We start from the raw sequence: 22,596 nt of genomic DNA, 5'->3' as shown, positions 1-22,596 counted from the left end.
AAATTTTTAAGAACGATCCGCCAGGGTCGGACGAATCGGGCGCGCCAATTGCGTCATCTTCCCGCGACCACGCAGTTCAACCGACTTCAACAAAGTCCAACGTGCCTGCTCAACCTCATTAGCACCCCGCAAGGTAGCCGCGTTCGTTAACACCCCACCTGGGGTGTCTTTCGCCATTTCGGTCAGACGCGCTGCAGTATTCACAGCATCCCCAATGACGGTGTACTCGAAGCGATCATGCCCACCAATATGGCCGGCCACCACATGCCCCGCGGCGACCCCAATACCAGCTTGCAGCTTCATGCCTTTGAGCTCCTGGCGTAGCTCTCGAGCGGCAGTCAGTGCATGGGAGGTGGCATCTGCAAGCGGTAAGGGGGCACCAAATACGGCTAAGGCCGCATCGCCTTGGAATTTATTAATAATGCCGCGATTGCGGTGTACTACCTCCACCACATGCTCAAAGAAACGGTTGAGTTCCTCCACGACCTCTTCTGGGGTGTGGTCCACCGCGAAGGTGGTTGAACCAATCACATCAATAAAAAGCACCGCTACCTTGCGGTCCTCGCCACCTAGAGTGGGGCGCTCTTCTAAGGCGCGGCGAGCAACCTCGGTACCCACATAGCGGCCAAAGATATCGCGGACGCGTTGGCGTTCTTTTAGCCCGCGCATCATTTCATTAAAACCGGCTTGCAGCACCCCGATTTCAGAGCCATCATAAATATCCACCTCGGCATTAACATCGCCGCGGCGAACCCGATTGATGGCCTCCTGCAGCTCCAAGATGGGATCTACTACCGACATAATCGCGAAGGTGGTCCCCACAAAACCAGTGACCAAAGCGGTTACCGATAACGCCAGAATCGCTGGGAAGAGCTCCGCACCATCATTAGGGAAGAAACCCACGCGCTGACCAACCAACAACAATGCAATACCAATCAGCGGGACTGCAGAGGTCATAGTCCAGGTCAACCGCAGTCGATGCGTAATCGGTGGTTCTAGGGTGGAATCCTCAAAACGGCGAGCCAGAGCAGCTGCCGCCACTGGCCGCACGAGTCGTTCAGCTTCCAAGTAGGTCAATAAGATGACCACCATGCCGGCCAATAGCGTGGAGATCAGCACAACTAAACCCAAACGCGGGGCATGGGACCACGTAATCGTGGTGGCAATAGCAATACCGATTAGCCACACAGTGGCGGCTACCGCTGATTGATACACCGGGATGCGCATCACTAGGTTGCGCACCATATTTGGGTCATGGCTTTCCGGGTGTCGCTGCCAATCGAGAACCGGGCGGAAAAGTGAGAGGGTCACGATAATGCCCACCACCACCGCAAAGGCCAGATAACCACCGGCTACCCACGGCAGGTGAGGCACATTCTTTTCGAAGCCATCAACCTCCGGAAGTGGGATCAAGAAACGGACAAACCCCATCACAGCGAGAGCACCAATGACATTACTGCCCAGCACCAACGCGGCATAGAGTGGCCACGAGGTGCCCAGTAGCCACTTCAGTGCCCGGAACAGTCGACTCATGCTTGCTACTTTAACCAACCTGGCCGTGGTTCTCGCCTCCCTGGCGCACAGCCCACCTCGCACCATAGGGTAGGGAGCGTGACTACTCCTGCTCCCACCCCTACTACGGGCCCACATGCAGCGCCGCATCCACGCACGGTAGCTGAGCGACTTGCCGGCGCCCCAGCGGTGCAAAGAGCCATCCTGGCGGCAGCTGAAGAGGCGCGCCGGGAAACCTCCGGAGCAGGTGCTTCAGGTGGAAAGAGCAGTACGCAGCGCGCCGCCATGACTCACGCATGGCTTTTTACAGGACCTCCTGGCGCTGGGCGATCCAATGCTGCATTGATGCTCGCGCAGGCCTTGGTATGTAGCGGACCAACCCCTGGGTGTGGGCAATGTCGTGATTGCCGTGATGTGCGCAATGACACGCATACAGACGTAGTTCATGTGATTCCGCAGGAGCTCTCGATCTCGGTAAGCGTGATGCGAAGCTTCATCGAAGATGCCGCGAAGTTACCCACGGTTGCGAACTGGCGGGTGCTGGTAATTGAAGATGCCGATCGACTCACCGATGAAGCGGCGAACGCTTTATTAAAAACAGTGGAGGAACCACCGGCAAGCACAGTGATTATTTTGTGCGCGCCTTCTACAGATCCCCAGGACTTCTCCGTGACCTTGCGATCACGCTGCCGCCATGTCTACGTACCCACCCCATCCATGGCAGAGATCACCCGCATCTTGGTGGAAGAAGAAGGTGCAACAGAATCCGACGCGCAGCTTGCTGCTGCCGCTAGCTTGAGGCATATTGGGCGCGCCCGGCGGCTGGTGAGGAGCCCAGAGCTACAACAACGCCGCGCTCAGATTTTGGGGCTTGCGGAATTGGTCTTCCACGGCGACCTCGCATTCCGCGGTGTTACGACTTTAGTGAAAGCACTGACGAAGGAAGCCAAGGAGGCGTATGCCGCTCAAGACGAAGCCGAGATGGAGAAGTTGCGCACAGCTTTAGGCATGGGGGCTAAAGGCAAGGGGGTGCAGCGAGCTATGCGGGGTGCCTCTGGGCAGATTAAAGACCTGGAAAAACGTCAACAGAAGCGAGGAACCCGCCGTCTGCGTGATTCACTGGACTTGGCTTTGGTGGACTTAGCTGGCTTGTATCGAGATGCCTTAATGCTCTCCACTGGAGCTGATGTGGAGTTGGTGCACCCAGATTTTGAAGGGGCTTCCCGTGAGATCGCGCAGCGGACCGATAGCGCCGGTGTAGTCGCATGCTTGGACGCAGTGAACCTATGCCGTGAAGCTTTGGGATACAACGTCTCGCCGCAGGTCGCGATGGATGCAATGGTGGGGCGTTTAAGACTAGCCTGCGGTGTTTCCTAAGCTGCTGCGGTGCCATATTTGAAGGTTCTGTGAATCAGTTGGGGATCGTTTTGGGTTGATCCGCGGCACTAGGCTAAACTTTCCTGGCGTGCCGCTTTAGCTCAGTCGGCAGAGCGTCTCACTCGTAATGAGAAGGTCGCGAGTTCGATTCTCGCAAGCGGCTCCATCGGAGTATCAGGTCAGCCCCACGTTCCGGCAAAGGAAGGTGGGGCTGACTTTTTGCTCCGTAGACACGGTGCTCTGTAATAGGTTGGCCCATCCTCTGGGGTATCGGCTCATAGTCGGGTTTGCATGGATGCCTGTAGCTGTTCAAGACCAAGAGGGTGGAGTAGGTTGCTGCTTCCTCCGGGCGCTTTGATTTTCACCTCAGAGACGGTTGGCGGTGCGGCGCTGCTGTCAGCGCATGGATGGTTGACGTTGCGGGTGGCGGCGGAGCTTAAGCCCAAGTTGATGCGCCTCTGCGAGATGAGCGTCGGGTCGCGCTCGTGGCAGTCACAATGTAGAGGTCATACCCTGACCGATCGCGTGACGAATTGGTTGAAGATTACTTCTTCAAAGACGCCAGACAGACACGAGATGAACGGGCCTGGTGGTCAAAGCGCTACAACGAGGATCAACCCACACTCAGCGTTGCGCTGCCTAACCCCAAACGAGTTCGCTGCTACCTGGCACGACCACCACAAACAACTGGTCATGTTTTAACCCGCCGGTCCGAAAACTCGGCCCACCCCAGGGAACCACCATGGCAATCAGGATGTCCAAAGCCATCGCCGCTGTGATGGCAATACTCACTCTGGCTATTATGGTGCCTCTGTCCGCAGAGGCCGAAGCCACCAGCCACGAAGCCGTTCCTACAGCCCTACCCGCGGGAGCTCGAAACGATCCTTCATACCGCCTAGCAGTCGAGAAGAGGGTCGAGACCTATGTGACGAACAAACACGGTATCGTCCAGTTCGACCTCAGACTGGCTCAGCAGAATGGCGAGAATCCCGACGTCGTCGAAGTGGGCAAGTATGTAAACGCATTTGCTGCCAGCAATACTCCTAGTCAGACCAAATCATGGGACGAGTGCACATCAGCTGGAAGCGACATGTCCTCGGGGTACCGCTACTGCGGGTATGGCAGACTTGGTGGACAACCAACCAACACTCTCGATCGCGGCTGCCAACTCCGTGACCGATGCTACGACAGGAGGGGGATGGGGAAGGCGCTCCTGCGAATCTGAGTTCCGCGCATTCATCAGCAACAACAGCGCGAGCATGAGCTGGGCTGAGTGGGCGAAGGTGAAGGGGCGGCAACTTACTTTGCGAGTAAAGCAGCTCTTGGGAAGGGAAAAATGACTACATCTAATCGAGCAGGCGCCCCTGCGTCTCACACTCGCATTTTTCAGATTCACGTCGTTTTATTCGTGATTCTGTTCCTTGGCCAGCTACTAGCTGTCTTCGTGCAGGCCTTGAACAGCATGCTCACTGTCTTCGAAGGTGCCGGCATGGCAGTCGGTGTCATTGGTGCCCTCCATGCGCTTTGGGCTCTCGTGCGGGGGTGGGCACCTGGAAGAGGTACATGGGCATTGATGCTCGTCGCGTGGGTTGTGCTCTTCGCCCTCCCCGGCATCCTCTTTGCCATCGGCATGAGCCTTGGAGGAGTCGGCTAAATCAACGTTACGGGGTGTCGGCTCTGCAGTAGACCCATGCTTGCCGAATTGACACCCCGCAACGGCCTGAGCGCTCTTGTCGGCTTTCTTCATAACGAAGGCGCCGTCGACTCTCGCCGCAAAACCCAGCAGAGAAGAACACCGCCAGGCAGCTTCGCCTCAACCAGTTGGTGAAGCAGTCTGTGCAGTGGATGCCCATGTACGTGTGGAACCAAAACACACACCTGGTGGACTTGTCGTCAATGGAGGCCAGGGCTTGTTACGGCAGGCTCGATCTCGCTAGCACGGCCGACATCACCGTGTTTGTCCTCGTCTTCCCACCTGAGACCGGTGATGACCAGAGTAAGTATGTGGTTGCGCCGTGGTGTTGGATACCCCCAAGACAACCTCCCGCTCCGCGTAGCTAGGGATCACGTGCCCGACGACACCTGGCACACACAAGGCCACCTACAAACGACTGAGGGTAATGTCGTCCACTACGCATACATCGAACACCACAGCCAACAGTTGAGTGAACGTTTCAATATCTGCGAGATCGCTTACGACCGGTGGGGAGGCGTCCAAATGTCACATAACCTCGAAGACGCTGGCTTCACCGTCGTCGTATTCGGGCAAGGATTCCGCGACATGAGCCCACCATCCAAGAAACTCATGAAGTTAGCACTGGAAGGAAAGCTCGCACATGGGGCGCCCAGTCCTGTCATGGATGGTCGATAACATTCACGTATGCACCGACCCGGCCGACAACATCAAATCCGGCAAACAAAAACCACCAGGACAATTAACGGCGTCGTCGCTTCGATCATGGCGCTCGACCGGGCAATCCGAGGCGGTGGACAAGTGGGCGGTCGTGTGTATGACGGGCGAGGGTTACTCGTGCTCTAGGGGCGCAGTTTGCGGATGGCCTCAACGCGTGAGTTAGCGATGATCCACTGTGCGCCATCAGGATCGATGCGGGCTGCTGTGTTTTCTAACGCTGCAGCATAGGCATCGAGCTGCTCAGCCTCAGCCGTTGTCGGTCCTGCCTCGAGGATCAACGGTTCTTGATGTGAAGCCCGATTACGTAGCCGGCGGATGAGCTCTACGTCCGATTCGAAGTCGGCTCGGTTGCGACTTCGGTAGTGGGGCATGCCTCCGTTTTTGAGATTGATGAGTGCTCTCCAGATGGTGACCTCATGGCGTTGGGTCAGCAAGAAGCGCCAGCTATCGAATGAAAGTTCTGCGATCACTTGATCTGGGGTGGCGTCGCGTCCACGGTTTCTGAGCTGACGTTCAACTTTGGCCACCGACCTCTGGAAGGGTTGGTTGAAGCGGTAGCGGGTAGTCGCATGATACCAGTCGTCTTGGCCGCAGTCCTTGGCGAGGCGGTGGTGGATGAAGTTGCGTAGGAGCACCTCGACGTGGCCGACGTCCTCCAAGAATGCCTTGGATAATCTGGTGTTCCAGATGTAGAGAAGGTCTGGTCTTGTAGCGGCCGCGTAGCGATGCAGCCGTGGTGTTGAGAACCAATTTTCCAAAGAGTCCAAACTCGCTACCGAATCGGGAGTGTGGTAATCTGTGTGGCAGAAGGCCCCGGATTGGTCAATGTCGTGAAACATCGATACACCGCCGGGGCTATTGCTTTGCCTTGCAGCTTCCTGGTTCTATTCACTCATTGGATTCCTCCTCGGCAACGGACTCTAGGCTCATCACGCTATCTTTGATTTTCTCAAGAAAAGTCGTTTGATCAGAGTTCAATCCGACACCAGCATGGCCGCAGATCACGCCATAAAAAGTGGCAGTGAAATGGAGGCGTCTGTGTATGGCGGGCGGGGGCTGCTTGTTCTCTAAATCATCGGACGTTTCCAGCCACTCCCTGGTCTCGGCTTCTACGTGCTCTGGACTGGGTGCGGGGCTCAAACCGAGGCGAAACCTAGCTAGGCGGTAGTGGCACTACGATTTCGCTCGAGCGATGATCACCCTAGATGAAAAACCACTGGGCAGGAACTGGATAGTACAGTTCACCCAGTCGACATCAAGCCGTACCGGAGAGGCATGGTCGATAAAAAGCCGTCTGTCGACTTCGAGCCGATAGGTGCGCCGCCTATGCCACGGCCACCGTACCTTCACACCCCATGCTTTACGGGAAGGAGCCTTCACCATGGAGTTGCTTACATGGCTACGAGAAACTAATGCCCGTGATGCTACCGATCATCAGGTCGGCTCGTCTCATAGTTTTTGTTTGGTCCTTCTTCGGCCGGTGGCCGTCCGGTGACGGAACGCTCCGCGATGCAGCTGACGGTGGTGTATTCGTGTGTGCGGATTTTAGCCGAGGCGGTCGCCGGACTGGCGCTACACGTCTGTCACACCGATAAATCTGGGTCGCGGGTGAAAACCCTCGATCATCCGCTGTATGGGCTTCTTCATGATGAGCCAAGCCAGGAGATGACGAGCTTCATCTTCCGTGAAACCCTCATGACGCCTTGACTGGACTCGCTGAAGTCGCTTTGGCCGTAATATGCGCGGCTCTTTTTGCCGCTTTGTTCTCAAGTATTGGTGACTTAGTGCGAGGAAGATTGGCAACGGTAACGGTTTGCCTGCTGATTCTGCTGCTTTTCCCACTCCTGAAGGAATTGATCAGTGGGACTGGCAGTCCTGTCGCGCGATTTGTAACCCCATTCCTAGATACCGTTTCTCCTCTCGCAGCGGTTGATTTTTCGACCTCTCTGGGTAAAGACTCTATGGAAGTTGTATCAGGAATTAAGGCGTTCGCTGTCACCATATGCTGGTCAATTCTGGTGCCGGTGATGAGTTATTCCTATCGTTTTAGGCGGTAGGTGGACACCGCTAACGACGCTATTGAAATCGTATCGATCTAACTGCTTGCAAGATCTACCTTCGCCGCTGCCTCTACGGGACAAGCGCAATAGGCAAGGTAAGTGAATTGAAAATGCTTGCGAAAAATAACGACGTTGCCGTGCACATTCCAGAACCCCGGTCCAGGACGCATACCCTGATAATTCGGATGCTACATGCGCAATTCCCGGGGCAGGGGGAACTCTAAAGTCGGGTGCGTTTGCTTCAATTCTGGCCGCCCGGGCGCTGAGGACCTGAAATAATGGCCCATGCTTAGGAAACAGAGTTCATGGTTCCCCGCGAAAGCTCCTTAAGAGCACGAAAACGGCCACTATCCACCGGTTAAGGCTGGTGGATAGTGGCCTAAACATTAGTTACTGCGGCGGTGGCTTCTGATGAGAGCTAAACCGACAACGCAGAATAGCAGTGCAATTGCACCGGTCTTCGCAACATTAGCGCCGGTGATAGCCAGAATTGGTTTATCTGGATCGTGTGGAGGCTTATTCGGCGGTGTGGCCGGCGGTGTAATTGCGGGCGGGGTAGATGGTGGGGTGCTTAGGGGAACTGTGACAGTTGGAGGTGTCACCGTGGTGGTTTCCGGAGGCGTTGTCTCAGTGGTCACCGTGGTGGTTTCCGGAGGCGTTGTGTTGGGTGTGGTCGGTACCGGCGGAGTCGTAGTCGGGGTAGGCGTCGGCGTAGGAGGCGGTGGTGGCGGCAGGTAGTTGTCTGCCTGCACGGCAACAGCGCTCGTAGTTTCCTCGACCTGAAGGGGGATAGTGAAGGGAATCCACTCATTCAAAATGATGTGTTCACCAGGAGCGGAAACCTCTCGCACCAAATAGTTACCGGGAGTTAGCGACGGTTCACCTTCGGGGCTGAAAATGCCATCAGCATTGGTGGTGAAAATTCCATCCGTTGCCTGAGTCCCTTCCAGGACTATCTTGCGGACGGTTTTCTCTTCACAACCAGTGGGGTCAGCCGCCGCCAAGTCCTCCAGTTCCTCGGCGCTGGAGGGGGTTTTAGCATCGCATACGGTCACCGTCTCTGTGTTGGTGAGATCCGGCGCCAGCCCACAAGGAGTTGTCTTTGTGTCTACAACTTCGTAGAGCTCGAACTCCGCCCCCTCCAGCGGTTCTTTAACCTCGTCGAAGTTCTTTTCGTCTTCATTCCAGGTGTAGCTGACTCCCGCTTTCGAAAGTTCGAAAGTCCCTGGTTTCGGACGATACGTGTAGTAGAAGTGCTGGGTGTTGGCCCCGTTTACCTTTCGTAGCAACACGTTAGGAGCAGGGTTGTACTTGTAGGAGTGTGCCGGCTGGTTGACATCAAACTGGCCTTTTTCCAAGATCGTGATGTCGTTGTCGACGTACTCATATCCAGGGATGTCACGGATAAGAGACTCCACGGTCGGCTTATAAGGCAGCTCCATGTAGCTACCATCTTCGTTGTAATAGGGATCGAAGGCAGTGCCGTTACGGTTCATTGGACGCAAACCCTTTTTGGGCTGCCACTGACCGTCCTGGTAGACGTACCACTGCCAAGGCCACTCAGCGAAGCCAGACGTTCCAACCTTGTCCTCAAACAGGGTGGGGGTGTCGTAAGGCAACTCCCCATAGATCTGGTTGATCGGCAGTGAGTTAGTAACATCAGCCAGGTGCTGGCCCGGTTCTTCCAAGCAGCTCAGAAGGTCGAAAGTAGTGTCTTCAATTCCGCTAGCTGCAGTCGCCCAGTTGCGTTCTGGTAGCCCTGGTAAATCGAAGTCCTTGGTTAGCTCGGCATCCTGGGCTATTCCGCGCGCAGCAAGGTATTCAGAATGCAGCACATAGCGGAAATCCATTTTGGCTGGGGGAGAGACCCACAGACCATTAGCAGTGGCTCCGATGCTCCCACCAGTGGTATCGCCAGTGGAACCAGTTCCCCAAGATAGTGCTGCGTTGGCGCCATCTGCGGGGAAATAACTGTCGAATTGGATTGTATGTTCTTCGCCGGGGCCAAAGGTGTCTTCGAAGGTGTAGTGGACGGGCTCATATAGCCCGTCGCCACCCATGCGTACGAGATTTCCCTCGCTGTCTACAAGTGCAGGATTTTCTGGGTCGTATTGTTCCCGAGACACCGGCTCGCCGTCATAAAGAAAATTTTCGACCGGCTTCAATTGCAGATCATTGTTGCTGAGCATCTCTTCGGTTCGGTACTGCCAAGTTGTACCGAAACGGAATTGAAGAGTCGGGGAGCCGGGTGAGTCTTCGGCCAGATAGAAGCGGATAGTGGTGCGAAAACCTTCGCAATGGTCAAGCATTGCTCTGAATCCGAAAGTTGTTAGATGTCCCGGAGGAACTTCCGGTTGCCGGATGCATCCATCCCCAGGATCACCAGGAGACCAATTGGGGTCCCGGGTGCCTGCCAGTTTTTGGAAGGTCATCTCGTATTTAGGGAACGGCCGATGATCGGCCTGAGCAACCGGTGGAACGGTAAACACCAGGGCTCCGATTAACCCAAGGACCATTCCTAGGGCAAGGAGTACGTGACTTAGAGGATGTGCATCTGTTTTGGGTGCAAAGACCTTAAAAGTGGGACCTTGCCTGTTTGTGACCATGGTTGCCTGTTCCCTATCTGGGGTGAGTGATGACAACTCAAGTATAAGGTATAAAAGCCCAGGTCACGACAATTAAGTAAGGTGCAGTCAATAGAACTTGCCGGCCTTTCGGTAGTGGGGCTGACAAAGATCTGCTTTATCAATTTGCAGGTATCGACTTTCCTTACTATTTGGCCAGTGGGGTAAAACCTGTAGGTAACTGCTGTGATAACGTTCTAGCAGCGAAAATGGCAACCAGTTTCGTTAATGAAATATGTGGAGCGGGGATTTTGGTGCGTGCTGCCTGCAATCGGTAAGTGCTCACATTGTTCACGACGGGGCGGCGTCTAGGACGATTCGCAGCTACCCCCATCCGTGTGAGGCGGGTCTAGTTTCTAGGCGGGGCGGATTGCGTAGTTCTGCTGACGCTGTAGTTGCAAACGAATGGTGACGGTGTTGAATGTGTGCTCCGGAACCTGCAAAACCGATCGCGAGGAGTCTGTCCGGGGTGTTGGGGTCTTAGCACCCTCCAGCCCTAAAGCCGCAAAATTTGTGGACTCCCCAGCGGGTAACGTGGCACTGGGGATGGTCTTAGTCCTTTACTCCTTTGCCGGGGGGAGCAGGAAGTATGCGGAATGCGATAAACCGCGCCACGATGCCCACGAGGCCAGCGATGAGGATTCTTTCTAGCGTGGAGAAGTCGGTAGTGATGTGGAGGATAATCACCGCGGCAACGCTGAAAACAGCATGACGAGGTTGCCGATTTTTGAGTTTTCTTGACTGAGGTCCAGCATGATTCTTTCCTTCGCTGTTTGGCAGGAGGGGGTGCATCCCCTTTAGCTTTCGTTTTATACAGCCCTAAAGTCCCATGGAACCGCGCCACGCCCCAATGAGTCTCAGGTTCGTGTGGTTGTCGGAGAGGTAGAAACCTTCCGAGCTCAAGGTATATAGACCGGCAAAGTTAGGCTTACCTTAGGTTCCTCCAATAATGGCATTTCTTGCAAATAGTGTCCAGGGTCAATCGATAAAACCCTGATCAGCGGTCACTATGGGAGCGCTGCGCCTTAGGTTAGCTGCGGGGGTTGTGTCGTGAGTGTCGCGGTAATGCACACCCATTGTCCCCGAATCGTGTTTGCCCCGCGTATGTCACAAGCGTCCAACCGCTACCGCTAAACCACGACCTCTCAACCGCTATCGCCCCGCATGTGGGTTGCTAAACGCTGCCCGCAGGAGCGTCACGGTGGTTTCGGTAACCTCCTGGCGATCATTCCCATCGGCAATCGCCCGCGCCGCCGCATCAATCATGCCCTGCACTAAGTGCGCCGCCAGCGGACTATCCGGGGCCTTGCACCCTTCCGCCGCATCAATCAGCGGCGCCAGTAGTCGATCATGCCACTCCCGTAAGCGTCCGCACTGGTCAGCAGGCAAGTCCTGCGGTTCAATAATGCCCGCGCAATACCCAGCAGTCGCCGAAGACAACGAGGCGCGCACATAAGCCTCAATTTTTTCCAGCGGGGTGGGCCCAGCCGCCTGCATGGCCTCCTCTAACTCCGCGACGGACTGCTCCATCAAATATTCCAACGTCGCCAACAACAGATCGGACCCGGAAGGGAAGTAGTGGTAGATACTCGTGCGCGAAATGTTTGCGGCAGCAGCTACCGCAGCCGGGGTAAGCGCCGAAGAGCCGCCGCTTAAAAGCAGGTCGGCAGCAGCACCAAGCACTTGCCGTTCACGCATAGCGCGGTGTTCGGCGACGGTAGATGCTTCGATCTTGGGCATCGGAAGATTCTCTCCTTTAAATCCAGATGTTCTTCACGGTACTCCTCGGCCCTCTACTTTCCATTTTGTCGACACTCTGTCAATATGTTATCGTCACCGTGTCGACAAAATTTGAACCCAACGAAAACCGGGCCATCCAAGCTCCCACGAACACGCCATCCCATACACCCCAGATAGCGTGCCCGCGTTCGAGTACTGACCAGGTTTCCCTCGCACAGCGCCCCAGGCGTCTCAAGCGCCCGAAGGCCCCACGCGCCCGAAGCGCTAATTGCGCAAGCATCCCCACAGCAGCGAAGAAGGAAGCTCATGAACGCCCTCACAACAACCAGCAACCCCAGCAGCAAAACCACAAACACCGCCACCACAACACCCACACCCCAACGCAGCCGCTGGCTTTCTCTCGGCGCCATCGCCTTAGCCGTCGCCCTGGTCATCATGGACGCCACCATCGCCAATGTGGCCCTGCCGGTGGTCATCCGCGATCTCGGCTTACGAGCCGCCGACGCGCAATGGATCAACGCCATCTATTCCCTAGTCTTTGCCGCCTTCATCATTAGCGCCGGTCGCCTCGGCGACCTCTTCGGTCGCCGCCGAATCGCCGCCAGCGGACTCAGCATCTTCCTCATCGCCTCCCTAGCCGCCGGCGCCGCCCACACCCCACTTAGCCTCATTATCGCCCGCACCTTCCAGGGCCTCGGCGCAGCCGCAGTGCTACCGGCCACCCTTTCAACCATCAACACCCTCTTCCGCGGCAAAGACCGCTCCATCGCTTTCGCCGTCTACGGCTCCATGATCGGCGGCATGGCCGCAGTCGGCCCGCTCGTCGGCGGCTGGCTCGCCACCGATATCTCCTGGCGCTGGGCCTTTTGGCTCAATATCCCCTTCGGCCTCATCGCTTTAATCGGCATGCTCGCCTACACCCCCAACACCCGCGATACGCACGCCGAACGCAGCCTCAAAGCCTTCGACCTCAGCGGCGTTGCGCTCATCTCCACCGCCCTTGCCGCCCTCGTCTTCGCTCTTATCGAATCCAGCACCCTCGGCTGGGCCACCACCATGCCCATCGCCGCCGTGGCACTACTTCTCATCGCCATCTTCCTTCGCCACGAACGCCACCGCAGCGCCCAGCATCAACCCGTCCTGGTGGACTTAAGCCTCTTCCAACTACGCAGCTTCCGCCTCGGCGCGAGCACCGCTTTCTTAGTATCGCTGGGCGAATTCGGCCTCATCTTCGCGCTCCCACTGCTTCTCCAAGGGGCGCTTGGATATAGCGCACTGAACACCGGCTGGCTCATGATGTGCCTGGCAGGAGGCACCTTCCTAGCCTCTGCTGTGGTCCCGCATCTCATTAAAACCCTCGGCAAAAAACAGGTGATCCTGCTTGGGCTTGGCTCCCAAACCCTCATGCTCGCCGCCCTCGCGTGGGCCATCTCCAGCCACAGCTGGGTCATGGCCATCATCCTCGCCGCCTACGGCTTCGGCATCGGTCTGGCCAACGCGCAGCTTACCGACACCACCATGCAAGATGTCCCCGTCGAACTCTCCGGCATGGCCTCTGGCCTGCAAACCACCATCCGCCAACTCGGCTCCGCCATCGGTATCGCCGGCCTCGGCGGCTTCATGATCGCGCGCCTGAGCACCCTCACCCAGGATGGCCTGATCGCCGCCGGCATTCCCCGCGCCCAGGAACTCACGCGCGCAGTTCACGACTCGGTGGGTGCGATCATCCCGGAGCTTGCTTTCCGAGACCCGGTGGCTGCGGCCCCAGCTATCCATGCGCTACTCACGTCCTCAAGGTGGACGCTCCTCTTAGCGGCGGGCGTACTGTGCGTAGCCCTCATCAACTCGCTGCGATTAGCTCAAGATGCACAAGATGAAAAGCACTAGCCCTTATACTCGGGCACATGCGTAGCCTTGTCACCGGCGGTGCCGGCTTCATCGGATCAAACCTCACCGACCTCCTGCTTCAAGAAGAAGATGCCGAAGTCATCGTGGTCGATAATCTCTCCAGCGGGAAGCGCAGCAACCTGCAGGAAGCCCAAGCCACCGGGCGGCTCACCTTCATCGAAGCCGACATGTTAGAACTCGACTTCAACGAAGTTTTCGCCAAGCACCGCCCCGAAGTGGTCTTCCACCTCGCCGCCCAAATCGATGTGCGGCACTCGGTGAGCGACCCACTTTTTGATGCGGAAACCAATATCTTATCCACCATCCGCATCGCCGACGCCGCCCGCCAACACGGGGTACGCAAAATCGTATTCACGTCCTCCGGTGGCTCCATCTACGGCGAACCCACGGATCTTCCAGTTAGCGAAGACACCCCAGTGGACCCACACTCGCCCTATGCCACCAGCAAGGTAGCCGGCGAACTCTACCTCAACACCTTCCGCCATCTCTACGGGTTAGAGTGCACGCACATTGCCCCAGCAAATGTTTATGGGCCTCGCCAAGACCCCCATGGTGAAGCCGGTGTGGTGGCCATCTTCTCCCAAGCGCTGCTCAAAGGAAACCCCACCAAGGTATTCGGCAAGGGCGAGCAAACCCGCGACTATGTCTATGTCGGTGATGTGGTGCGCGCCTTCCAGCTCGCCGCCGGTAAAGCCGGTGGTGGGCAACGCTTTAATATCGGCACCGCAGTAGAAACCAGCGACCGTGAACTACATAGCGCGGTGGCCGCAGCCGCAGGGGTAGAAGATAACCCGGACTACGCACCACCGCGCCTAGGAGACCTGCCGCGCTCTGCCATTGATTGGTCTAAAGCCCAGCGCATTTTAGGCTGGCAGCCGCAGGTTGATCTAGAAGAAGGTATTCGCCGCACCGTGGAATACTTCCGCCAGTACGGCGACTAAAAACTACTTCTTCGGAACCTCTACCTCGCCTGCACCCACGCGGGCGAGCTCCTGGGTAATCACCTTTTCAAACATGTCGGTGGCCTGCGCACCAGCCACATAGGTCTTGCCGATAAAGAATCCGGGGGTACCGCTAATCCCAATGCCAGCGGCATAGGCGCGGGACTCATCTAGGGTTTGATCGTATTTATCGCTTTGGGCATCGGCTTTGAATTTCTCCATATCCGGAACCCCAGCTTCTTCGGCGAAACGCACGAAATCATCGAAGCCATAGTTGGGGTGCCCGGTCTTATCCTTCGAGGCGGTATATAGCGCCTTCTTGAACTCAAAGAACTTTCCCTGCTCAGCAGCAGCACGCCCGGCTTTCGCCCCGGCAACCGCATTCTCACCATTAACGGGCATATCATTCCACTCCAAGCGGACTAAGCCCTTATCCACATAGTTCTTCATAATGGTGGGCTCAGTGGCATTCGCCCAACGGGCACAGAAGGGGCACTCAAAGTCCGAGAACTCAGAGATCACCACCGGGGCATCCACCGCACCAATAGCAAAGGGATCCTCGGCATCACGGCGATGCACATTCAACACATCATCAGCACTCTTAATCGGCGCGCCGGGACCATGGATCTGCGCATTATAGGTGCCATCAGCCTGTGCCTTGGCTTGTTTATCGCCCTTACCGGGCTTCGCCTTCTTAGCTAACTTCTGGTCTTCTTGCTCACTGCGCGCCGGCGCATTGGGGTTCTGCGGATCATCAGAATTCACCGCGCTTTCCACACTCGCCAAGGCTTTTTCTTCACCGTGGTTAGTGCCCAGCACATAGCCGCCAAGACCAGCAAGGAGTGCCAACAGCACGGTAATAACCCAATACACCGCGGGAATCCCGGGGCGCTGAGTAGCTTCAGTAGCCTCAGCGGGCTCAGTGGCTTCGACGGCATCCGGGGTGTCCGTAGCTTCAGTAGCTGCCACGGCCTCTTCAGGCTCTTCAGGCGGCTGCGGGTTAGTGTCCTTCACGTTTGCTTAAACTCCTTCTGTCTTGGGGTGTGCCTACTCGCGAATCAAAGCAAGACACGTGTGGCAAGCGCCAGCCAGCGCCGCCTCCTGCACCTTAGCTGCCGGGCCGCAACCTGCGGGTCTCGGGCAAAGCTTTAGGAAAGCTCATCTTCGGGGCGCACCGCATTTTGTAGCGCCACCGCCCGTGCTAGGCGCGCATAGCGCAGCTCTTGTTCGCGGAAACGCACCCAGGCGGACAAAGTGGTGAACATAAAGGCCATCACCAGGCCATAAAGCAGCAGGTCAGTGCCGCGATCCACGCCCACCCAATGTGCGACGATGGTGAGGTCATCGGGGCGTAGAACCGCCCAAATGGCGACGGCAATGAAAAGCAGGAAGAGTAACTTTGTGCCGGCTTTGGCGCGGGCTTTGCGGCGATTAGTTAGGAAATAGAAGACCAATCCGAGGGTGGCTAAAAGCAGGAAAATCTGGATTAATGTGGTGCTCATGGCAGCCTCCTAGCCAATAAACCATCGGCCAAAATATTGACGCCATTAAAGAGCGATTGGCCCTTACTCATGGAATATTCCGTGTAGAGAATATCCACCGGCTGTTCGGACACCCGCCAGGAATGATCATCCATCAAGCGCACGAATTCACTGGCGTGGCTCATGCCATTCATCCGCAAATTCAATTGCTCCGCGACGGTGCGATTAAACACCCGCAAACCATTATGCGCATCCGTTAAACCCAGGCGCCGAGTGCGCGGCGATAACGCCACCACCGTTTTCAGCACAATTCTTTTAATCAAAGGAACCTGATCATCTTCGCTGCGGGGGCGACCAAAACGCGTGCCCACAATAATGTCCACGGGTTCCGCGCGCAGGCGATCCACCATGGCCACCACATCTTTGACCTGGTGTTGGCCGTCGGCATCGAAGGTGACAAAAATTTTCGCGCCGGGTTGGGCGCGGGCGTATTCCACCCCGGTTTGGATGGCGGCACCTTGGCCCAGGTTCACCGGATGATTCACCAAATGAGCCCCGGCGGCGTGGATGGCGGCGGCGGAGTTATCCGCGGAACCGTCATTGACGGCCACAATATTTGGGAAAGTTGCGCGGGCGTTAGTGATCACTTCGCCGATGACAGACCCCTCATTAAAACAGGGGATGATCAGCCAGGTATCACGGAAATCAAGGCTCATGGTGCCCCCTATGTTAGCTGGCTGTGCTGGCCACGATGGAATAGTCGCGCATACGCGCGGCGTAGTATCCCCCGCGGAAGCATGCGATACGCACTACGCATCACCAGATTCAACAGCGCGCGAGGGCGGGACACTAACCCATAAGACACTAAATTGCGCTGCATCTGCCTTTCCGCAGCGAACATGCCCTTGCCGGTGCGGCGGGCAAATTGGGCATCATCCACCCGGAAATAGGTGAGCGCTTCGGGCATATTAACCAGCTGATAACCAGCCGAAATTAGCCGCGCCCACAGGTCATAATCTTCCATCTGGTGAACGGGTTGATACCCGCCCACCTCTTTAATGAGCTTGGTGCGCATCATCACCGAAGGATGATTCAGCGGGGAATTCAGCTTCACATAACGCGCACATTCCGCTGCACTTTCAGGCAAGCGTCGGATAGTGTCGGAATCCCCGGGGGTGTGCTCAAACTCAGCAACCGGGGTGCCCACCGCCGCGGTGTTTGCTGGTTGAGAGGAAAAGAAAGCTAATTGCTTTTCAAAACGCTGCGGGAAGGCCACATCATCACTATCAATGCGGGCCACATAATCCATCTCAATGGTGGCTAAACCGGCAGCTAAAGCGCGCCCCAACCCGCCATTTTCTGCCAACACCACGCTGCGCAGCTGCGGGTGCTGCTGCTTAAACTCCGCTACGAGCTGCTGCACCTCAGGGCTAATGGGACCATCTTCTACCAGCACAATCTCATCGGCCGGGCGCGTTTGGGCTGCCAGGCTATCCAAGGTGAGCTTCAGCTGCTGGGCTTGGGTGCCCAGGTAGATGCTCATTAAACAGCTCAACTGTGGCGTAGTCATGAATTGCAGATCCTAGCAGTCTTTCAACGCCCACATGTGAATGCCAGCCCCCACCGCCGGCGCAATAATCAAAGCCGCACACACCGCCTCATAAAGCCCCAAAGGCAAAAGCAAAATCCCCAGGGCACCCAAGGAAGCCGCCACCCACCCGGCCACGTACCACGCATGCTTTTCCTTCGCCAAGGTGGCCGTCCCGGTGACCATCAGCGCCCCCGTGCAACTCGAGGCGAAGGTCAACACCGCCAAAATCACACCAGGCATGGCATAGGTTGGCGCATAAACAATCGACAAAATCCACGGCCCCAGCAACCACGCTGCCGCCGCCCCCACAACACCGGCGCCTAATACCAGCCCCACCGGTGCGGCCAAGGAGCGATAAATAGCGCGCTCAGCCTGCACAAAACGCACCGTCAGGGCAGATTGGAAGCGCTGCAAAGGTACCAAAATCGGTGCGCGGGTTAAGGTCACCGCCAAAATAATGGCGGCCACGCCCACCTCACCACGGAAGGTGCCCTGCACCAGCACCGGGAATCCCGTAATCATCGCGGCCGAAGAACCACTGGCCACCATCGCGGAATACACGTGCCGCCTAAATAATTGCGGGCTCACATCAATCTGCGGGCGCGGCACCCCACGCAATAACAAGGTCCAACTGGCTGCACCAATCACCGTGATCACACAAAATCCCAGCAGACCTAACCCCAGCGCCCAAAACGCCAGCGATAACACCAGGCGCACCACCGCATCCAGCGCAATCAACAGCGCATAACGCCGCCACAACCCCAGCCCAGACAACACCCCAGACAAGGTCGCCTGGTAGGCATAAGACACCAACCCCACACCCAATAGCGCAATCGGGCCGATCGGATGCGTGGACTCAATCAAAAGCGGCATCCACAACCACCCGGAAAGCAGAATCACCGCACAGACACTGCCACCCACAATGCCCGCAAAACGCCAAGGATAAGCGAGCTTCCCGAGCCCCGCCTCCCGCAGCTGCGCATGGCCTTCTACCACCGCGGTGCTGCCGGTCTGCCGCGCCTTATTCACTTTCATGCGAGCAGCGGAGGTAGAGCGCGTTGTTTCCAACATCAGCCCATCAAGTAATCCCGCCAGTGCGAAGAATAAACCCCAATAGGCTTGGAAACTGGCCGCATCAACTGGGCTAAGAGCCCAGGTGCCAATGGATATGACAATGAAGCCGCTGGCCGCGGCAATCACAGTCGCTAGGCTTAGAGCGCGCACTGCGCCCACAACCAGGTGAAAATCAAAGACTCCATTTGTGCCACCTGTTTATTATCTGCCGCACCGGCATGCCCACCTTCTTGGTTTTCTAGATAATCCACGGGCTGCCCGGCTTCTACTAAACGGCGAGCAAAAAGCCGGGCATGCGCTGGGTGCACCCGATCATCACGGGTAGAGGTAGTCACCAAGGTTGCCGGGTAGGGGCGCTGGTGATGATCCACCACATTATGCAGCGGGGAGTAGCTTTCTAAGACCTCACGATCTGCCGGATCATCCGGATCACCATATTCCGCCACCCATGAAGCACCCGCTAACCAACGGTGATAGCGCAACATATCAGTCAGCGGCACCTGCACCACCGCAGCATGGAAAAGCTCCGGGTAGGCGGTCACCGCCTGGCTGGTCAGCAAGCCACCATTGGAACCTCCGCGAATCCCCAAGTGCTCTGTGGTGGTGTAGCCGCGGCGCACTAGGTCTTCCAGCACTGCCTGGTAGTCCTCAAACACCAGGTGGCGATTATGTTTCACCGCCTGAGAATGCCACTGCGGTCCGAACTCCCCACCACCGCGAATATTCGCCAATACCCATAGCCCACCGCGCTCTAACCAACTCTTGCCAGTCAATGCGGAATAGTAGGGCACCCGGGACACCTCAAAACCGCCATAGGCACTCACCAACGTGGGTTGGGGAGCATCAGCAAAACGCCCACTAATGAAGTAGGGGATGCGGGTGCCATCTTTTGACACCACCCAATGCTGCCGGGTTTCCATACCCTCAGCATCAAAATGTGCAGGTGACGTACGCACCAGCGTTGGGGTGGTGGAGCTGGCGAGATCAACGCGTAACAGCGTGCTGGGAATTAGAAAAGAAGAGGTGAGGATAAAAACCTCATCCCCCTCGAGGGCCGCAGTAGCTGCGATGCTGGCGGTGACCAGCTCCGGCAACTCAATGGCGGTGGTGTGAAGCGGCGTGGGTTTCCCAGGAAGCGGGAGGTCGCTTAGCGCAATGGCTTCAATGGAGCTGGCAACATTATTGAGGGTGCCAAGTAGTACAAAATTTTTGCTAAAGCGCACGCTTTGCAAGCTACGAGACGCCGTGGGGCTAAAAACTTCCGCTAGGCGCTGATCTCCAGCTAAGAAATCCGCCAATAAGGTAACGCCCAAACCACCGCCGGGGATGCCGGCATAGTCGCTTCGCGGCATCACAAAAAGGAACTCGCGGTGCACCAGGATCTCAGCGTCAATAGGCACCTCGATGCGCTGGCTGCTGCCTTCTTCGATATCTAAGACATAATGTTCAGCGGTATAAAAATCGAGTGCGCGGCGAGCGAAAATACGCTCAAAACCCGGGGTGGGATCCGCCCACGCACCCACCGCAATATCTTGTTTTTCGCCGCGAATAACCACCGGGGCTTCAGAAATTTTTTGGCCGCGCCGCCACAACCGAGACTCCACCGGATACCCGGAGTCTGTCAGTGATTCTTCCCCGGTGTCGGTGCCCACCAGCACATGGTCAAGATCCACCCAGCTGAGATCCGATTTAGCTTCCGCCAAGGTGAAGGACTGATCTTCTACGAATGTGCCCTTGAGCAGATCGAACTCGCGGATGACCACAGCATCGGAACCGCCGCGAGAAAGGGAGATCAGTGCGCGATCGTATTCGGGGCTTCTTACCCGAGCGCCCTTCCACACCCAGCTTTCTTCTTCCGTTTGGGCTAACTCATCCACGTCGATGAGGATCTCCCAGGTGATCTCATCGTGGGTGGGAAGTTCGCGGGTTCGCCGCCATATACCGCGGGGGTGTTCGCGATCGCGCCAAAAGTTATATAAAAAATCGCCGCGACGAACCACCAGGGGGATGCGATCCTCGGAGTCCAGAATTTCTAAAAATTCTGCCTCTAAAGGTTCAGCATCCTCCCTTAATGCGGCGGTTGTAGCGGCGGTCCACTGGGAAGCCCAGTCGAGGGCAGCCGGGGAGTCAATGGGCTCCAGCTCGGCTGCCGGGGTGCTAAGAATACGGTCACGATCCATGAATCGCGACTTTACTACGGCTCTTAGCGGTAGAAGGCGCGGGCGAAGGTTGCCCAGGAGTCGCGCAGGTCTTCCTCCCAATAACCCCAGGTGTGGGTGCCGGTGGGACGGAAGTTGAAGTCAGCGGGGATACCTTCGCTATCTAGCTTCACCCGCAGGTCATGGGTGCAGGCATTGGTGCCAGCTTCAATCAGGCCGCCAATGACGGTGGTCTGAACGGAAGCAGCATAGGCCACAGCCGGGTCGAACTTAGCTAGACGCGGGTTGCTGGGCATATCCCAGTAGCCGGCCAGACCAGAACCGTTGGAGACGTAGATTTCCTTCCCGCGCAGCTTATCGGCGTTGAGCAGGCCATCATTCCAATAACGCAGATCGCTGCCCATCGGGCCCCACATTTGAGTGGAGTTGGAGTTCACACGCTCCAAGGTGACGTTGATCATTGCGTCAGTGTGCGGGGAGGAGGTGGCAGCACAGCCAGAGAAAGAACCAACCGCGTCATAGAAGTCCGGGTTGTGCTCAGCCAAGAGCAGGGAAGAGGTAGCCGACATGGACATACCAGCAATGGCGCGCTTGTTATTAGCGCCCAGCCAAGACTCGATCGGGCCCGGCAGTTCCTTGGTTAGGAAGGTCTCCCACATTTGCTTACCGCCCAGCTGAGCCGGTTCGGTGACCCAGTCGGTGTAGTAGGAGAACTGGCCAGCCATGGGGATCACCACGTTGACATTCTTGTCAGCATAGAAATCCAGCACATCGGACTGCTGGATCCAGTTGGCGCCAGCTTCGCCACCGTCAGCACCATTGAGCAGGTACAGGGTGGGGTTAGCAAGATTCTGGTCGCCGCCCTTAATGAGCACCAGGGGAACCTGACGCTGCATGGAAGGCGAGTAGGCATTCACCAGCTGCACATGTGCGCGGGAGGTCACTTCCTCTAACCATTCCGGAACGGAACCATTAATGGTGCCATCGCTAACCGAAATGGTGGACTGAGCGACACCGCCAGCAACATCATTCGGGGTTTGGGGTGCGGCACCAGCGGCCGGGCTGAACGCGGCCATCGCGGTCGCGGCGCTAAGGAGCGCGGCGGCGAGGGTACGACGAGTCTGCTTCATAGTCTTCGGTGTGTCTTCCTCTGAGTTCGGCAATCGGGTTGATCCTAGCAGCTTTTACACACTTAAGGTGTTGCGCAAGTGGTTTCAGTGACATAATCTACCGGGTAAGTTTCATATCTCAACTACCGAAGGACACTCCTTGAACCCCATCGAAGCTCTCATCGTTGCCGTGAATACCGCCATCGGGCCCATGATCCACGAATTCTTCCAGGCGATTAGCCTGGGTAGCCACGCCATTGGCGCTTTCTAAGCCCGGTGCATCCAAGCCTGTTGAGAGCCTCTTCTTTCACGAAGATTCTCGGCAGGCTTTTGCTATTCCTGCCTCAAAATCAGCGGGACTGAAGGAATGTTCTGCTTGGTGTATCTGCCTAGCTGAGCAGCGCGTTACCCCCGGGGGAGGGAAACAAGATTGCTTCTTAGGCTGGCCTGGTCCAGGTGGCCGCTGGGAGGTCGCTTGGGGGCGTGGGGGCTGAAAACTGAGTAGTTTTCGCGAAAATGTGGACTCCGGCGGCTAACTATTAATGCGTCCTACACAACAAAACTGCGAAAACATGAAGCAGGACATCATTTGGTTAGCTCTTCCGGC

General features: G+C 56.8%; 19 protein-coding genes and 1 tRNA gene. 8 read left to right on the top strand and 12 right to left on the bottom strand.

Features of this window, described 5'->3' with window-relative positions; all coding sequences use genetic code 11:
* Positions 1-6: 6 nt before the first annotated feature.
* Positions 7-1,533 (bottom strand): adenylate/guanylate cyclase domain-containing protein, encoded by a 1,527-nt coding sequence (locus BMZ01_RS08465; RefSeq protein WP_092286416.1) that lies wholly within the window; start codon positions 1,531-1,533, stop codon positions 7-9.
* Between the two features lie 78 nt (positions 1,534-1,611).
* Here BMZ01_RS08465 and BMZ01_RS08460 point away from each other — a divergent pair, with 78 nt between their 5' ends.
* On the top strand, positions 1,612-2,889 hold the full coding sequence (locus tag BMZ01_RS08460) for a DNA polymerase III subunit delta' (protein ID WP_092286414.1): 1,278 nt from the start codon (positions 1,612-1,614) through the stop codon (positions 2,887-2,889).
* Between the two features lie 90 nt (positions 2,890-2,979).
* Positions 2,980-3,055, top strand: a tRNA-Thr gene (locus tag BMZ01_RS08455).
* 473 nt (positions 3,056-3,528) lie between these two features.
* Here the strand turns inward: BMZ01_RS08455 and BMZ01_RS11225 are convergent.
* Positions 3,529-3,681 (bottom strand): hypothetical protein, encoded by a 153-nt coding sequence (locus tag BMZ01_RS11225; RefSeq protein ID WP_177180124.1) that lies wholly within the window; start codon positions 3,679-3,681, stop codon positions 3,529-3,531.
* A 616-nt stretch (positions 3,682-4,297) separates the two neighbouring features.
* Between BMZ01_RS11225 and BMZ01_RS11040 the strand changes: the two genes are divergently transcribed.
* Both BMZ01_RS11040 and BMZ01_RS11385 read left to right on the top strand, forming a co-directional pair.
* Positions 4,298-4,543: a hypothetical protein gene (locus tag BMZ01_RS11040; protein ID WP_143067480.1), complete on the top strand. Its 246-nt coding sequence runs from the start codon at positions 4,298-4,300 to the stop codon at positions 4,541-4,543.
* A 333-nt stretch (positions 4,544-4,876) separates the two neighbouring features.
* The gene (locus BMZ01_RS11385; protein ID WP_317845908.1) at positions 4,877-5,260 is read left to right on the top strand and encodes a terminase TerL endonuclease subunit; all 384 of its coding nucleotides are present in this window, start codon (positions 4,877-4,879) and stop codon (positions 5,258-5,260) included.
* Positions 5,261-5,424: 164 nt separating this feature from the next.
* On the opposite strand, the gene BMZ01_RS08435 is transcribed toward BMZ01_RS11385, so the two are convergent.
* Positions 5,425-5,961, bottom strand: a complete 537-nt coding sequence (locus tag BMZ01_RS08435; RefSeq protein WP_218140944.1) for a hypothetical protein — start codon at positions 5,959-5,961, stop codon at positions 5,425-5,427.
* A gap of 799 nt (positions 5,962-6,760) precedes the next feature.
* Between BMZ01_RS08435 and BMZ01_RS08425 the strand changes: the two genes are divergently transcribed.
* Entirely contained in the window at positions 6,761-7,009 is a 249-nt protein-coding gene (locus BMZ01_RS08425) for a phage portal protein (protein WP_223845876.1), read from the top strand.
* The gene (locus BMZ01_RS11220) at positions 7,006-7,359 is read left to right on the top strand and encodes a hypothetical protein (protein ID WP_177180123.1); all 354 of its coding nucleotides are present in this window, start codon (positions 7,006-7,008) and stop codon (positions 7,357-7,359) included. The genes BMZ01_RS08425 and BMZ01_RS11220 overlap by 4 nt, the downstream gene beginning before the upstream one ends.
* Positions 7,360-7,748: 389 nt before the next feature.
* Here BMZ01_RS11220 and BMZ01_RS08420 read toward each other — a convergent pair whose 3' ends face one another.
* Both BMZ01_RS08420 and BMZ01_RS08410 read right to left on the bottom strand, forming a co-directional pair.
* On the bottom strand, positions 7,749-9,968 hold the full coding sequence (locus BMZ01_RS08420; protein WP_092286404.1) for a prealbumin-like fold domain-containing protein: 2,220 nt from the start codon (positions 9,966-9,968) through the stop codon (positions 7,749-7,751).
* A 1,170-nt stretch (positions 9,969-11,138) separates the two neighbouring features.
* Positions 11,139-11,726 (bottom strand): TetR/AcrR family transcriptional regulator, encoded by a 588-nt coding sequence (locus BMZ01_RS08410; RefSeq protein ID WP_092286400.1) that lies wholly within the window; start codon positions 11,724-11,726, stop codon positions 11,139-11,141.
* Between the two features lie 306 nt (positions 11,727-12,032).
* Between BMZ01_RS08410 and BMZ01_RS08405 the strand changes: the two genes are divergently transcribed.
* Both BMZ01_RS08405 and BMZ01_RS08400 read left to right on the top strand, forming a co-directional pair.
* Positions 12,033-13,613: an MFS transporter gene (locus BMZ01_RS08405; protein ID WP_092286398.1), complete on the top strand. Its 1,581-nt coding sequence runs from the start codon at positions 12,033-12,035 to the stop codon at positions 13,611-13,613.
* Positions 13,614-13,630: 17 nt separating this feature from the next.
* A complete protein-coding gene (locus tag BMZ01_RS08400) occupies positions 13,631-14,575 on the top strand; it encodes a GDP-mannose 4,6-dehydratase (RefSeq protein ID WP_092286395.1) in 945 nt (314 codons plus the stop codon).
* A 3-nt stretch (positions 14,576-14,578) separates the two neighbouring features.
* On the opposite strand, the gene BMZ01_RS08395 is transcribed toward BMZ01_RS08400, so the two are convergent.
* The 7 genes from BMZ01_RS08395 to BMZ01_RS08365 form a co-directional block, all read right to left on the bottom strand.
* Positions 14,579-15,457, bottom strand: a complete 879-nt coding sequence (locus BMZ01_RS08395; protein WP_223845879.1) for a DsbA family protein — start codon at positions 15,455-15,457, stop codon at positions 14,579-14,581.
* Positions 15,458-15,723: 266 nt separating this feature from the next.
* Positions 15,724-16,077 (bottom strand): DUF2304 domain-containing protein, encoded by a 354-nt coding sequence (locus BMZ01_RS08390; protein WP_092286393.1) that lies wholly within the window; start codon positions 16,075-16,077, stop codon positions 15,724-15,726.
* A complete protein-coding gene (locus BMZ01_RS08385) occupies positions 16,074-16,772 on the bottom strand; it encodes a glycosyltransferase family 2 protein (protein ID WP_092286391.1) in 699 nt (232 codons plus the stop codon). The genes BMZ01_RS08390 and BMZ01_RS08385 overlap by 4 nt, the downstream gene beginning before the upstream one ends.
* A gap of 8 nt (positions 16,773-16,780) precedes the next feature.
* Positions 16,781-17,626: a glycosyltransferase gene (locus BMZ01_RS08380; protein WP_092286389.1), complete on the bottom strand. Its 846-nt coding sequence runs from the start codon at positions 17,624-17,626 to the stop codon at positions 16,781-16,783.
* A gap of 12 nt (positions 17,627-17,638) precedes the next feature.
* The gene (locus BMZ01_RS08375) at positions 17,639-18,847 is read right to left on the bottom strand and encodes a polysaccharide biosynthesis protein (protein ID WP_223845875.1); all 1,209 of its coding nucleotides are present in this window, start codon (positions 18,845-18,847) and stop codon (positions 17,639-17,641) included.
* A gap of 11 nt (positions 18,848-18,858) precedes the next feature.
* Complete coding sequence (locus BMZ01_RS08370) at positions 18,859-20,901, bottom strand: prolyl oligopeptidase family serine peptidase (protein ID WP_092286387.1); 2,043 nt, start codon at positions 20,899-20,901, stop codon at positions 18,859-18,861.
* Between the two features lie 23 nt (positions 20,902-20,924).
* On the bottom strand, positions 20,925-22,010 hold the full coding sequence (locus BMZ01_RS08365; RefSeq protein ID WP_092286385.1) for an alpha/beta hydrolase: 1,086 nt from the start codon (positions 22,008-22,010) through the stop codon (positions 20,925-20,927).
* Positions 22,011-22,596: the final 586 nt, after the last annotated feature.

This window comes from Corynebacterium spheniscorum (assembly GCF_900113445.1).
GTDB classification, from domain to species: domain Bacteria; phylum Actinomycetota; class Actinomycetes; order Mycobacteriales; family Mycobacteriaceae; genus Corynebacterium; species Corynebacterium spheniscorum.
This window is presented reverse-complemented; position numbering and strand designations above follow the sequence as displayed.

Excerpts from the sequence above, each read along its gene's own strand:
- BMZ01_RS08465 (WP_092286416.1), bottom strand. The coding sequence starts at position 1,533 with ATGAGTCGACTGTTCCGGGCACTGAAGTGGCTACTGGGCACCTCGTGG.
- BMZ01_RS11385 (WP_317845908.1), top strand. The coding sequence starts at position 4,877 with ATGACCAGAGTAAGTATGTGGTTGCGCCGTGGTGTTGGATACCCCCAA.
- BMZ01_RS08420 (WP_092286404.1), bottom strand. The coding sequence starts at position 9,968 with ATGGTCACAAACAGGCAAGGTCCCACTTTTAAGGTCTTTGCACCCAAA.
- BMZ01_RS08410 (WP_092286400.1), bottom strand. The coding sequence starts at position 11,726 with ATGCCCAAGATCGAAGCATCTACCGTCGCCGAACACCGCGCTATGCGT.
- BMZ01_RS08405 (WP_092286398.1), top strand. The coding sequence starts at position 12,033 with ATGAACGCCCTCACAACAACCAGCAACCCCAGCAGCAAAACCACAAAC.
- BMZ01_RS08400 (WP_092286395.1), top strand. The coding sequence starts at position 13,631 with ATGCGTAGCCTTGTCACCGGCGGTGCCGGCTTCATCGGATCAAACCTC.
- BMZ01_RS08390 (WP_092286393.1), bottom strand. The coding sequence starts at position 16,077 with ATGAGCACCACATTAATCCAGATTTTCCTGCTTTTAGCCACCCTCGGA.
- BMZ01_RS08385 (WP_092286391.1), bottom strand. The coding sequence starts at position 16,772 with ATGAGCCTTGATTTCCGTGATACCTGGCTGATCATCCCCTGTTTTAAT.
- BMZ01_RS08380 (WP_092286389.1), bottom strand. The coding sequence starts at position 17,626 with ATGACTACGCCACAGTTGAGCTGTTTAATGAGCATCTACCTGGGCACC.
- BMZ01_RS08370 (WP_092286387.1), bottom strand. The coding sequence starts at position 20,901 with ATGGATCGTGACCGTATTCTTAGCACCCCGGCAGCCGAGCTGGAGCCC.
- BMZ01_RS08365 (WP_092286385.1), bottom strand. The coding sequence starts at position 22,010 with ATGAAGCAGACTCGTCGTACCCTCGCCGCCGCGCTCCTTAGCGCCGCG.